The sequence below is a fragment of the Falsiroseomonas sp. RANM36 genome (genome assembly GCF_056682175.1).
In genome coordinates, this window is record NZ_JBWXTD010000007.1 from 1 (window position 1) to 11,845 (window position 11,845).

General features: G+C 73.7%; 12 protein-coding genes, 2 tRNA genes and 1 pseudogene. 10 read left to right on the forward strand and 5 right to left on the reverse strand.

Going from position 1 to position 11,845, the window contains the following annotated elements; translation table 11 throughout:
* Nucleotides 1–230 precede the first annotated feature (230 nt).
* From AC1MIR_RS24165 to AC1MIR_RS24180, 4 genes are all read left to right on the forward strand, one after another.
* Nucleotides 231–1,091: a protein-methionine-sulfoxide reductase heme-binding subunit MsrQ gene (locus AC1MIR_RS24165; protein WP_480030732.1), complete on the forward strand. Its 861-nt coding sequence runs from the start codon at nt 231–233 to the stop codon at nt 1,089–1,091.
* A complete protein-coding gene (locus AC1MIR_RS24170; RefSeq protein ID WP_480030733.1) occupies nt 1,088–1,600 on the forward strand; it encodes a thermonuclease family protein in 513 nt (170 codons plus the stop codon). The genes AC1MIR_RS24165 and AC1MIR_RS24170 overlap by 4 nt, the downstream gene beginning before the upstream one ends.
* A gap of 59 nt (nt 1,601–1,659) precedes the next feature.
* Nucleotides 1,660–2,730: a tartrate dehydrogenase gene (locus AC1MIR_RS24175; RefSeq protein WP_480030734.1), complete on the forward strand. Its 1,071-nt coding sequence runs from the start codon at nt 1,660–1,662 to the stop codon at nt 2,728–2,730.
* A 141-nt stretch (nt 2,731–2,871) separates the two neighbouring features.
* Entirely contained in the window at nt 2,872–3,111 is a 240-nt protein-coding gene (locus AC1MIR_RS24180; protein ID WP_109872223.1) for a hypothetical protein, read from the forward strand.
* A 23-nt stretch (nt 3,112–3,134) separates the two neighbouring features.
* Here AC1MIR_RS24180 and AC1MIR_RS24185 read toward each other — a convergent pair whose 3' ends face one another.
* The 3 genes from AC1MIR_RS24185 to AC1MIR_RS24195 all read right to left on the reverse strand — a co-directional run bounded on the left by AC1MIR_RS24185 (nt 3,135) and on the right by AC1MIR_RS24195 (nt 5,903).
* Nucleotides 3,135–3,866, reverse strand: coding sequence for a response regulator (locus AC1MIR_RS24185; RefSeq protein ID WP_480030735.1), 732 nt, complete (start codon nt 3,864–3,866; stop codon nt 3,135–3,137).
* Nucleotides 3,867–4,079: 213 nt separating this feature from the next.
* Nucleotides 4,080–4,544, reverse strand: coding sequence for a large conductance mechanosensitive channel protein MscL (gene mscL, locus AC1MIR_RS24190; protein WP_480030736.1), 465 nt, complete (start codon nt 4,542–4,544; stop codon nt 4,080–4,082).
* Between the two features lie 57 nt (nt 4,545–4,601).
* A complete protein-coding gene (locus tag AC1MIR_RS24195; protein WP_480030737.1) occupies nt 4,602–5,903 on the reverse strand; it encodes a M20 family metallopeptidase in 1,302 nt (433 codons plus the stop codon).
* 166 nt (nt 5,904–6,069) lie between these two features.
* Between AC1MIR_RS24195 and AC1MIR_RS24200 the strand changes: the two genes are divergently transcribed.
* Nucleotides 6,070–6,759, forward strand: a complete 690-nt coding sequence (locus AC1MIR_RS24200; RefSeq protein ID WP_480030738.1) for a glutathione S-transferase N-terminal domain-containing protein — start codon at nt 6,070–6,072, stop codon at nt 6,757–6,759.
* A gap of 10 nt (nt 6,760–6,769) precedes the next feature.
* Here AC1MIR_RS24200 and AC1MIR_RS24205 read toward each other — a convergent pair whose 3' ends face one another.
* Nucleotides 6,770–7,597: an AIM24 family protein gene (locus AC1MIR_RS24205; protein WP_480030739.1), complete on the reverse strand. Its 828-nt coding sequence runs from the start codon at nt 7,595–7,597 to the stop codon at nt 6,770–6,772.
* A 15-nt stretch (nt 7,598–7,612) separates the two neighbouring features.
* On the opposite strand from AC1MIR_RS24205, the gene AC1MIR_RS24210 reads away from it, so the two are divergent.
* The 4 genes from AC1MIR_RS24210 (at nt 7,613) to AC1MIR_RS24225 (ending at nt 11,035) form a co-directional block, all read left to right on the forward strand.
* Entirely contained in the window at nt 7,613–8,422 is an 810-nt protein-coding gene (locus tag AC1MIR_RS24210; protein WP_480030740.1) for a bestrophin-like domain, read from the forward strand.
* The gene (locus AC1MIR_RS24215; protein ID WP_480030741.1) at nt 8,419–9,531 is read left to right on the forward strand and encodes a TAXI family TRAP transporter solute-binding subunit; all 1,113 of its coding nucleotides are present in this window, start codon (nt 8,419–8,421) and stop codon (nt 9,529–9,531) included. The genes AC1MIR_RS24210 and AC1MIR_RS24215 overlap by 4 nt, the downstream gene beginning before the upstream one ends.
* 78 nt (nt 9,532–9,609) lie before the next feature.
* A tRNA-Gly gene (locus AC1MIR_RS24220) sits at nt 9,610–9,684 on the forward strand.
* Nucleotides 9,685–9,919: 235 nt separating this feature from the next.
* A complete protein-coding gene (locus tag AC1MIR_RS24225; RefSeq protein WP_480030742.1) occupies nt 9,920–11,035 on the forward strand; it encodes a THUMP domain-containing class I SAM-dependent RNA methyltransferase in 1,116 nt (371 codons plus the stop codon).
* A gap of 140 nt (nt 11,036–11,175) precedes the next feature.
* On the opposite strand, the gene AC1MIR_RS24230 is transcribed toward AC1MIR_RS24225, so the two are convergent.
* Nucleotides 11,176–11,250, reverse strand: a tRNA-Thr gene (locus tag AC1MIR_RS24230).
* A 109-nt stretch (nt 11,251–11,359) separates the two neighbouring features.
* On the opposite strand from AC1MIR_RS24230, the pseudogene AC1MIR_RS24235 reads away from it, so the two are divergent.
* Nucleotides 11,360–11,845, forward strand: a pseudogene (locus AC1MIR_RS24235) (hypothetical protein); the annotation flags it as partial.

The window sequence follows — 11,845 nt, forward strand, 5'->3', positions numbered from 1 at the left end:
CTCCCCCCGGCCGCGCGTATCTCCACGGCCCCACCGGGCGCCGCGGGGCGGGGCCCCCCCGCCCCGCCCCACCCCCCCCCCGCCGCCGGCCCGGCGCGGCCGCTCTCCGCGGCGCCGGCGCCTTTCGCGCGCAGCCCGCTGGACGAGACCGGGCGCATCGCGGCCGAGATCCTGGGGCGCGGCTGGCTCGGATGAACGAAACCATCCGCCCATCGCGACGAAGGGCAGGCATGACCGCGCGCAGCCTGGCCGCCCCGCCGCCCCGCCGCATCGCCTGGCCCTGGCGGGATCGGGCCGGGCGCCTCTCGCCGTTGCGCATCGCGCTTCTGGTCGCGCTGACGGCGCCGGCCGCGGTGCTGCTCTCGCTGCTGGCGGAGGGCGGGCTCGGCGCCGATCCCTGGAAGCAGGCGACGCGCGAGGCCGGGAGCCACGCCGCGCACATCCTGCTGCTCAGCTTGGCCGTCACGCCGCTGCGCTGGATCGCGGACTGGCCGAAGGCGGCGACGCTGCGGCGGATGGTGGGGCTGGCCGCGCTCGCCTATGCGCTGCTGCATCTGGCGCTCTATGCCGGCCATCTCGGCTGGAACCTGCTGGCGGTCGGCGCCGAGATCGCCACGCGCATCTACCTGACGCTCGGCTTCGCGGTGCTGGTCGGGCTCTGCGCGCTGGGCTGGACCTCCACCGACGGGTGGCAGGCGCGGCTCGGGCGGCGCTGGGGGAGGCTGCATCGCTGGGTCTATCTGCTCTCCGCCGGGGCGGTGCTGCACGCCTTCCTGCAATCCAAGGCGCGGGCCGACGGGGCGGTGGTGATGGCCGGGTGCTGGCTCTGGCTGATGCTGTGGCGGCGGCTGCCGGGACAATACCGGGCGCGTTCGCTGGCCCTGCTGGCGCTTGCCCTCGTGGCGGCGACGGCGACGGCGCTGGTCGAATACGCCTGGTATGCGGCGACGACCAACCTGCCCGCCGCACGCATCCTGGCGGCCAATCTCGACACGGCGGCTGGCCTTCGCCCGGCGCAGGGCATCCTGCTGGCCGGTCTGGCGGTCGCGCTGCTGCCGCTGCTGCGCCGCCTGCGGCCTGCCCGCGGATGAGGCGCAGGCGCCGCCTGGTCGCCGGGCTGGTCCTGGCGCTGCTCGCCGGCGCGGCGGCGCTGCTCGGGCTCGACGGCCCGCCCGGCGGCGATCGGCGCGACCTGGTCGGCCCGGCGACGGTGGTGGACGCCGACACGCTGCTGGTCGCCGGACAGCGCGTGCGGCTCGATGCCGCGGACGCGCCGGAACTCCGCCAGGCCTGCGAGCGCGGCGGCGTCTCCTGGCCCTGCGGCCGCGACGCCGCGGAGGCGCTGCGCCAGTTCATCGGCGCGCGGGATCTGCATTGCGAGCCGCGCGGGCGCGACCGCTTCGACCGCGTCCTGGCGCTCTGCCGCGCCGGCGGGGAGGACATCGCCGCCTGGCTGGTCAGCGAGGGACTGGCCGTCGCCTATACCCGCTATTCCTGGCGCTACCTGCCGCAGGAAGCGGCGGCGCGCTGGCATGGGCGCGGCATGTGGGGCGGCGACTTCGACCGGCCCGAGGACTGGCGCCGCGCCCATCCGCGCTGACCCCCCTCCCCAACCTGCCCAGTCCATGCGAGGCAGCGCCGGCAAGGAAGGAGCATCCCATGGCCCGCAAACACCGGATCGCGGTCATCCCCGGCGACGGGATCGGCAAGGAGACGGTGCCGGAAGGCCTGCGCGTGCTGGACGCCGCCGCGCGCCGCTTCGGCTTCGAGCTCGACCTCGCCCATTACGACTGGTCCTGCGAGACCTACGCCCAGACCGGCAGGATGATGCCGGAGGACGGGCTGGACCGGCTGCGCGAGTCGGATTCGATCTTCCTCGGCGCGGTCGGCTGGCCCGGCGTGCCGGACCATGTCTCGCTCTGGGGCCTGCTGATCCCGATCCGGCGGGTCTTCGACCAGTATGTGAACCTGCGCCCCTGCCGGCTGCTGCCCGGCGCGCGCACGCCGCTGGCGGACCGCACCCCTGCCGAGATCGACTTCTACGTGGTGCGCGAGAACACGGAGGGCGAATACTCCTCCTCCGGCGGGCGCATGTTCGCCGGCACGGAGCGTGAATTCGTCACCCAGGATGCGGTCTTCACCCGCATCGGCGTGGACCGCGTGCTGAAATACGCCTTCGAGCTGGCGATGACCCGGCCGCGGAAGAAGCTGACCTCCGCCACCAAGTCCAACGGCATCACCTTCACCATGCCCTATTGGGACGAGCGCTTCGCGGAGATGTCGAAGCGCTACCCCGAGGTGAAGACCGACCAGTTCCACATCGACATCCTCTGCGCCCATTTCGTGCAGCATCCGGACTGGTTCGACGTGGTGGTGGGCTCGAACCTGTTCGGCGACATCCTCTCCGACCTCGGCCCGGCGGTGGCGGGCTCCATCGGCATCGCGCCCAGCGCGAACATCAACCCCGAGAAGACGCATCCCTCCATGTTCGAGCCGGTGCATGGCTCGGCGCCGGACATCGCGGGCAAGTGGATCTGCAACCCGATCGGGCAGATCTGGTCGGGGGCGATGATGCTGGAGCATCTCGGCGAGAAGGACGCGGCCGACGCCATCCTCAAGGCGATCGAGGACCTGCTGGCCGAAGGCGGCCCGCGCACCCGCGACATGGGCGGGAACGCCGGCACGGTGGATGTCGGCAAGGCGCTGGCGGAGGCGGTCGCGCGGGGCTGACCCCGCAACCGCCCTGCATGAGCCACTCGTCACTTGAATGGGGGCGGCCCCGCATCGTATAAACGCCCATTCAATTGAGAATTGTTCTCAATTGGGGCGGGGCGACCCGCCAAGGGTTCGGGAAGGCATTGGGGAGAGCCGATGGGCCGCGACTTCAGCCACATCGCCCGCCGCTGCGAGCGCGCCGTGGTCACCGCCTACCGCGAACTGCGCGAGGGCGGCAGCGGCGACATGGCCGCCTTCACCAGCTGCACGACGCTGTATCGGATCCACCATCCGGAAGCCTCGGTGACCGAGGCGCGGCGGCTGGTCGCCGAATGGATCGACCATCACGTGATCCGCGGCGAGATGACCCCGACCGACGGCTGCCCCTGCGACTGACCGACAGCGCCTGAGCGTGCGCTTCAGGCAGTAGCGCCGGCCGCCACCAGGGTCCGTTCCGACAGGGATGGCAGGGCCTCCGCGGCGCGGCCGGCCGCCGCCGCATCGCCGCCCTTCGCCGCCGCCTCCACCTCCGCCATCAGCTCCGCCAGGCGCCGCGCGCCGGCCATGCGGGCGGCCCCCTTCAGCCGGTGCGCGGCCTCGCCCGCGGCCTTGAGGTCGCCCGCCGCGAGCGCCGTCAGCACCGCCGCCGAATCGCGGCGCACGCCGTCGCGGAAGCTGCCGAGCAGGCGCGCGAGCCGCGCCTCGTCCTCCCCGAAGAGCTGGCGCAGCGCCTCCGGGTCCCAGAGCGTCGCGAGCCCCGGCTCGTTCGCCGCCGCCCCCTCCGCCGCCGCCGCCCCCGCAAGGTGCTGCACCAGGGCGCGCGAAAGCTGCTCCAGCGCGAGCGGCTTGGGCAGGAAGCCGTCCATGCCCGCGGCGTAGCAGCGCTCGTCCTCGCCCTTCAGCGCATTCGCGGTGACGGCGATGAGCGCGGTCCGCGGGCCGTCCGGCCGTGCCGCCTCTTCCCGCCGGATGGCGCGGGCGAGGTCGAGCCCGTCCATCACCGGCATGTGCAGGTCCACCAGCGCCAGGCGGTGCCGCGACTCGCGCCAGAGCGCGAGCCCCTGCGCGCCGTCCTCCGCCATGTCCGCCTCGAAGCCCAGGATCTCGAGCTGGCGGGCCAGCACCTCGCGGTTGACCGGATGGTCGTCCACCACCAGCAGCCGCGGCGCGCTGCCGGGCGCGGGCAGGCCGTGCGGCGCGGGGGCCGCCGCCCCCCCCGGGGGGGGGGGGCCCCGCCCCCGGCCGCCCGGGGGGGGGGGGGGGGGGGGGGGGGGCGGGGGGGGGGCGGCGGGCGGGGCGGCGCGGCGGCGCCCGGGCCGGGGGGGCCGGGGGGGGGGGGGGGGGGGGCCCGCCCGCGGACTGGCCTAGACCTTCGGCCGCGCCTTCAGCTCGTCGCGGATCTCGGCGAGCAGCGCCTCGGTCGGCGTCGGGCCGGGCGGCGGCTTGGCCGCTTCCTGCATGTCCAGCGTGTTGCGCAGCTTCGAGATCGCCTTGATCAGCCAGAACACCGCCATCGCCACGATCAGGAACTTGATGATCGCGTTGACGAAGCTGCCGATGGCGAGCACCGCCGCGCCGCCGTCGCGCGTTGCCTCCAGCGAGGGCCGTCGCTCACCGCTGAGCACGACGAACAGGTTGGAGAAGTCGATGCCGCCGATCAGGAGGCCGACGATGGGGTTGATCAGGTCCTCGACCAGGCTAGTGACGATGGCCGTGAAGGCCGCGCCGATCACGATGCCGACCGCGAGGTCGATCACGTTGCCGCGCATGATGAAGGCCTTGAACTCGCGCAGCCAGGCCGGCTCCTTGATCGGAATGATATCGCTCATCGCATGCTCCCTTTGGGCCGGCACGCTGCGGCGCCGGCCGTTTCCTGAACCCGGACCTTAGTCGTTGCGCCCGACGCCGCACCAGAGGGCGATCAGCCCCGCCACCACCGCCACGCCGCGGCGGTAATCCGCCGCATCCACCCACTCGTCCCGGCCCCCGTTCTGCGTCAGGTCGCCGCAGAGCGGACCGAGCCCGACACAGGGGATGCCGGACTGCACCATCGGGTTGCGGATGTCGGAAGACGTGTGCAGCGGGTTGATCTCCGGAACGTGGCCGGTGCCGAGCCGCACGGCCTCGCTCGTCGCGGCCCAGAGCGGATGGTCGAGCTTCACCTCGGCGCCGGTGACGCCGGACAGGAACTCGATCCGCGGCGGCAGCTGCCGCAGGAAGGGATCGGCGGCGGCAGCCTCGGCGATCGCGGCCTCGACCTCCGCCTGCACCGCAACGAGCGTCTCGCCGGGCGGGAAGGAAAGGGCGCAGGCGAGCTGCACCGCCGGCGCGACCCGGCTCGCCCGGCCGTCGCCGAGCGCGCGGATGTCGCCGACCAGCAGGTTGGTGGAGCGGCCGATCGCCGCCTCGAGCGCGGGGTGATGCACCCGCGCGCCGCGCCGCGCATCGAGCGCGCGCAGCGCCGCGAGCACCAGCATCGCCTTGTCCACGGGGTTCACCGCGACATGGGCGAAGGCGGTGTGGCCGGGCTCGTTGGTGTCGGGCAGGCGGCCCGGCACGGTCACGCGGAACACCAGCTGCCCCGCGGCCAGCGCCTTCACCTCCCGCATGCCCAGGCCGGATTCCGCCGGGTGGAGATACACGGCCGCATCGGCGGTGACCCCGCCATGCAGCAGCGCATGCACGCCGCGCGCATGCCGCTTGGAGGGCGTGCTGGCCAGGATCACCTCGCCCTTCGGGCGCAGCCCGGCGTCCCTGAGCACGCGCAGCGCCTCCACCATGGTGGCGACGCCGGCGAGGTCGTCGGCCACGCCCCAGCCATGGATGCGCCCTGCATCCACCTCGCCCGCCATCGGGTCATGCGTCCAGCCATGCGGCTCCCGAAAGGGCTCGCCATCGGGATGGGCGAAGAAGATGACACTGCGCCCGCCGCCCGCCCCGGCCAGACGCGCGAGCACGGCCTCGCGCTCCTCGGTGGCCATGGCGGCCTCGGCGGCGAATTCGTCGCGCAGGCGGATCTCGGCCGGGCGGTAGCGGCGGCGTTCCACCGTGCAGCCGAGCGCGGCGCAGGCCTCCGCCACGCGGGCCTGCACCGCCGCCTCCCCGGCCGATTGCAGCCGGATCAGCTCGCGCAGGAAGGCGACCGCGCCCTCGCCGCCCGCCTCGGCCGCGCGCTGCACGCGCGCCATCGCATCATCCGTCACACGATCCCCCGGAGCTTGCCCATGCGCGGATGGTCCGGGCGCCGGGCGGGCGCGTCAATCTTGCGCGGCGCAATGTTCCGCTTGCCCATGCGGGCGAGCTGGGGTCCACTCCGCCGACACGCAAACGCCGTTGGGGAGCGGTCGGGCGCGCATGATGCGGTTGGTGATCGGGGCGAAGTGGTCTTCGACCTGGACGATGCGCGGCTGGCTTGCCTGCCGCCTGTCCGGGCTGCCCTTCGTGGCCGAGACGCTCTACCTGTCCCGCCCGGACAGCAAGGCGAAGCTTGCACGGGCCTCGCCCACCGGGCTGATCCCGGTGCTGGAGCATGACGGCTTCCTGGTGACCGACACGCTGGCGATCGCCGAATACCTGTGGGAGCTGGCGCCGGGCTGCGACATATGGCCGGCGGAGCGGCGCGCGCGCACGGCGGCGCGGATGTCCGCGGCCGAGATGCACGCGCATTTCGCGGAACTGCGCGCGGCGCTGCCGATGAACCTGGTGAAGCGCTGGCCGATCGCCAACGGCATCCCGTCCAACGTCAAGCTGCTCGGCCGCCCGGGGGTGGAGGCGCAGGTGGCTCGGGTGCAGGAGAGCTGGCGGCAGACCCGCGCCGCCTGGGGTGCCGGCGGGCCCTATCTGTTCGGCGCGCGCTTCTGCTTCGCGGATGCGATGTGGGCACCGATGGCCAGCCGCTTCCGCAGTTATTCCGTGGCGCTGACGCCGGAGGCGCAGGCCTATGCCGATGCGGTCCTGGCGCACCCCTACGTCGCGGAGTGGATCGCGGGCGCCGAGGCCGAGGCGCGACAGATCGGCTGGGAGGCCTGCGCCGCCTGGCCGTGACCCGGGTTCGTCAGGCCGTGCCGGCGCGCACCGCTTCGGGCGCCGGGGCTGCCGGCCGGTCGGCATTCGCCGCTTCGGCCCGCGCGCCCATCTTCTCCAGGATGAAGGCGCCCCAATAGGGCGTCGGCGCGACGACGATCCGGCCCGGCCCGGTGAAGACGCGCAACATCCGGTCGCCCGACAGCCAGGAGCCGATGATGCTGCGGGCCGGCCGGCGCACGCGATACTGCACGTCCGAGGTGCGTGCGATGACCACGCCGCGCGCCTCCGCCGCGTAGCGCTCGCCCTTGGCCAGCGTGACTTCGTGTGCGGGACCGCGGGCGGTCAGCACCAGTTTCCCGTGGCCGCGCACGCGGGTCTGGAAGTCGATGAAGCCGTCGCCCGACCAGAAGGCGTTGAGCACCCGCTCCCGATAGACGCCGATCTCCACCTCGTCGTCGGAAGCCCAGTAGCCGCCGCGCTCGATGATCCACTCCTCGCCGCGCATCTCGACGATGTGGAAGCCGCCAACGGAGCTTTCGAGCACGACATCGCCGGTGCCCGTCAGGGTCGGGCGCACCGCTCGCTCCTCGGAGAGGGAGGCGCTGACCATGGTGCCGATCCCTGGAACCTTGGCGTTCATTGTGATGTTGCCGTGATAGTGCGCGAGCGCACCGGATTCGACGCGCACCGTATCCTCTATCAGGCTGACGACGACGAAGCGCACGCCCTCGCGCTCGACGATCCGGAACTCTGCCATGGCCACCCCGAACGGCGCGGGCCTGCCGGGCCACGTTGACCGGCCGCATCCGCCCTGCGCAAATATGCCCCGGACGCCCCGACCGGTCGAGGCGCGCAAGCAAGGCCCGCCCGCGTGCCCGAGTGGCTGATCCAGATCCTCGACGCCATGCCGGTCGAGACGCAGGCCTTCGCCTTCTCGCTGTTCTTCGTGGCGGTGGCGTGGTTCGGCGTGATCTTCGTCCGGCCCTTCTTCCGCTTCTGGCTGCGCGGCCAGCCCCGGCTGAACGAGATCGTCAACTACGCCAGCGCCGGCTTCTCCCTGTTCTACGGCCTGCTGCTCGGCCTGCTCTCGGTCGCGGCCTACACCAATGCGCGCGACATCAGCGGCTTCGCCGGGCGGGAGGCGGCGGAGCTGGTCTCGATCTACCGCTCGGCGCTGGCCTATCCCGAGGAAACGCGCGAGGAAGTCCGCTACCTGCTGCGCGACTACACGCTGTTCGTGGTGGACCGCGAATGGCCGGCCTATCGCGAAGGGCGCGTCCCGGTGGGCGGCGAGAACCGGCTGCTGGCGATCCGCGAGACGCTGCTCGGCTTCGAGCCGACCACGGTCACGCAGCAGATCGCCCATGGCAGCATCCTGGAGACCTTCAACTCGATGGTGAGCCTGCGCCAGCAGCGGCTGGCCGGCGTGGACCCCTCGATCCCGCAGGTGATGTGGTACACGGTGGCGATCGGCGCCGGCATCACCATCATCTTCCTGCTGCTGCTGGAGGTGCGCTTCGGCCTGCACCTCTTCGTCTCCGGCCTGATCTGCATCTTCCTCGGCCTGATGGTGTTCATGATCTACGTGCAGGATCGCCCGTTGCGCAGCGAGGTCGCGGCTTCCTCCGAGCCCTTCGTGCTGGCCTATGACCGCGTGATGCGCTGGGACGAGCGGCCATGAGGCGGGCGATCGCGCGCGCCGCGCTGCTCGTGCCGCTCGCGCTCGCGGCGGCGCTGCCGGCGCGGGCGGCGGAGCGCGAGCGCCATCAGGTGGTCACCGTCGGAACCGGCCCGATGCGCGGCAGCTACTACCCGGCCGCGCGCGCGATCTGCCGCGTGGTGAACCGGGAGCTGCACCGGGAGAGGCTGCGCTGCTCGGCCGAGCCGACCTATGGTTCGGTCTACAACCTGCAGCTGATGCAGGCGGGCGACTTCGACTTCGCGCTGGCCCAGGCCGATGTGCAGCACCAGGCGCTGGCCGGCGAGGGGGAGTGGACCCAGCGCCCCTTCGTGACGCTGCGCTCGCTGTTCCCGGTCTTCGAGGAGAGCGTCGCGCTGGTGGCCGCGCCGGGCAGCGGGATCGCCGGCTTCGAGGATCTGCGGGGCCGGCGGCTGGCGGCCGGCGTGATGGGTTCGGGCACCCGCGCCACCTGGGACGCCATCGCGGCGGTCGCCGCCTGGCAGGGCAATGAGCGCCCGCGCATCGCGGATGCCGGCGACGTCGCCGCCACGCTGTGCAGCGGCAGGCTCGATGCCGCGTTCGTCGTCGGCTTCCACCCCGTCTCCTCGGTCCGCGCCGCGCTCGGCGCCTGCGAGACGCGGCTGGTGCCGGTGGATGGCGGGCTGCGCGACCGCGTGGTTGCGCGCCACCCGTATTTCCGGCCCGCCGTCATCCCGCCCGCCGCCTATGGCACCGCCGCGCCGGTGCAGACCATCGGGATGCGCACGGATTTCGTGACCAGCATGGCGGTGGATTCGCGCATCGCCGCGGCCTTCCTGCGCGCGGTGCTGGCGAACCGCGAGGAACTCGCGGCCGTGGCCCCTGCCCTCGGCAGCTGGAATCCGCGCCTGACCGCCGACATGATCTCCCCGCCCCACCCCGCGGTGGAGGCGGCGGCGGGGGGGCGCCGGCCCCGGGGGGGGGGGGGGGGGGGGGGCTGGGGTGGCGGGCGCGACGGCCGTTTAGCGCGCTTGTTTTCGCTGGCTTCCGCCACCGCCCGGGGCACCCGGGACCTCGCCGCAAGCAGGCCGGACAAATCGCGAGGGGCGTCGCCGCCACCGCACGCTTAGGCGGTCGCGGCGCCCGCGGTCAAGGCGGCTTGCCCGCGCCGGGGCGCGCCGCCTATATGGATCATGTCACCTCCGGCTGCGGGCGTAGTTCAGAGGTAGAACGTCAGCTTCCCAAGCTGAATGTCGTGGGTTCGATTCCCATCGCCCGCTCCATTCCTTTCCCCGCGAGGCCGCCCGGTCCCGAGCAGGGACGACGGCACCCGCATGCGGCGGGACACGCCGGAGACAGGCGTGCTTGCCGGGTGGACGCGATGCCCACCCCACCGCATAGTCCGCGCTCGCAGGGGGGGCGAAAAGCCATGCCGTGCCGGCGCTGCCGCCCTGCCATCCGCACCGTCCCCGACAGGCGCTTCGGCTCGGCATGCTGCCCGCAGCGGCGGCGTGCCCGGTGAGCGGCGCGGACGTCTTCGAGATCTTCCTGGCGACGGCGCCGGGGCTCGAGGCGACGCGGCGCGACGAGGTGCAAGGCAAGGGCTTCAAGCGCGCACGCGCTGTGCCGGGGGGCGTCACCATCCTGGGCGGCTGGCCGGAAGTCTGGCGCGCCAATCTCTGGATCCGGGGCGCGGGTCGGGTGCTGGCGCGGATCGCCACCTTCCACGCGGCCCACCTCGCGGAGCTCGACCTGCGCGCGCGCCGCGTGGCCTGGGCCCGCGTGCTGCGCCCCGATCGGCCCTTCCGCGTCGAAGCATCCTGCGCATCCTCCCGCATCTGGCACAGCGGCGCCGCGGCGGAGCGCATCGAGACGGCGATCCGCGCGACGCTCGGCGCGGAACCCGCGCCGGATGCCGCGGTTGCGGTGCGCCTGCGCATCGAGCGCGACATCTGCACGCTGAGCCTCGACACCTCCGGCGAGCCGCTGCACCGGCGCGGCTTCAAGCAGGAGGTCAACGCCGCGCCGATGCGCGAGACACTCGCCTCGCTCTTCCTGCGGCAATGCGGCTATGCCGGCGCCGAGCCGGTGCTCGACCCGATGTGCGGCTCCGGCACCTTCGTCATCGAGGCAGCCGAGATCGCCGCGCGGCTCAATCCCGGCCGCGCGCGCCGCTTCGCCTTCGAACAGCTCGCCACCTTCGATGCCGCGGCGTGGGAGCGCATGCGCGCGGTGCGCAGCGCCAGGACACCGGACTTCGCGTGCCACGGCAGCGATCGCGATGCCGGCGCCATCGCGATGAGTCGGGCGAATGCGGCGCGCGCCGGCGTGGAGGCCTTCACCATCTTCCGCGAGGCCGCGATCGAGGACATCGCGCCGCCGGGAGGACCGCCGGGCCTCGTCATCGTCAATCCGCCCTATGGCGGCCGCATCGGCGACGCGCGGTCGCTGCCGGCGCTGCATCGCAGGCTCGGCCAGGTGCTGCGCGACCGCTTCGCCGGCTGGCGCGTGGGCCTGGTGACGAGCGAGCCGGCGCTGGCGCGCGCGACCGGCCTGCCCCTGCTGCCGGCGGGCGCACCGGTGCCGCATGGCGGGCTGCGGGTGACGCTGTTCCGCAGCGACGCGCTGACCTGAGGGCAGCCGGACCCGCCCCCCCCCGGCGCGGCGTGCCGGTCAGCGCCGGCGCCGCCGCGCAGCCAAGGCGCGGCGGGCGAGATGCCGCGCAGGCGGCACCAGCCAGGCAGGGCATCGCAGCAAGGTCGTCGGAAACGCAATGGTGCCGACACCCGGATTTGAACCGGGGACCTACTGATTACGAATCAGTTGCTCTACCGCTGAGCTATGTCGGCGCACGCGGCAGGGCGCCTATAGCGGCCCCTGCGCCGGCGGGCAACCGCCACGCCGGCCGCGCCCCCGCGCCTGCCCGCGCCGGGCGCAAGGTGCTAGACTCATCGCAACATGCTGCGCCGCACCCTGCTCATCCTCGCCGTGGCGACCCTCGGCGCCGGGGCCTGGTGGACCTGGCGGGCGCTGCCGCCACGGGTGGCGATCGCCATCGCGACCACCGGCCCCGCGCTCGAGGCCGTCTATGCCACCGGCTCGGTCGAGCCGATCCATTGGGCCCGCGTCGGGCCGGCCACCCGCGCCCGGATCACCGAGGTCATGGTGCAGGAAGGCGAACGGGTCACCGAGGGCCAGGCGCTCGCCCGGCTGGACGACCGCCAGGCGCAACTCCTCGCGCGCGAGGCCGAGGCACGCGCCCGCTTCGCGGAGGACGACCTGAACCGCACCCGCACCCTCGTCTCCCGCGACATCGCCGCGCGCGCCACGCTGGAACGGGCCGAGCGCGGCGCCCCCCCCCCGCGCCCCCCCGCCGCCGCGCGGGGGGCGCGGCGGGGGGGTTTGGTGGTGCGCGCCCCCCCCGCAGGCGTCGGGGGGCGGCGC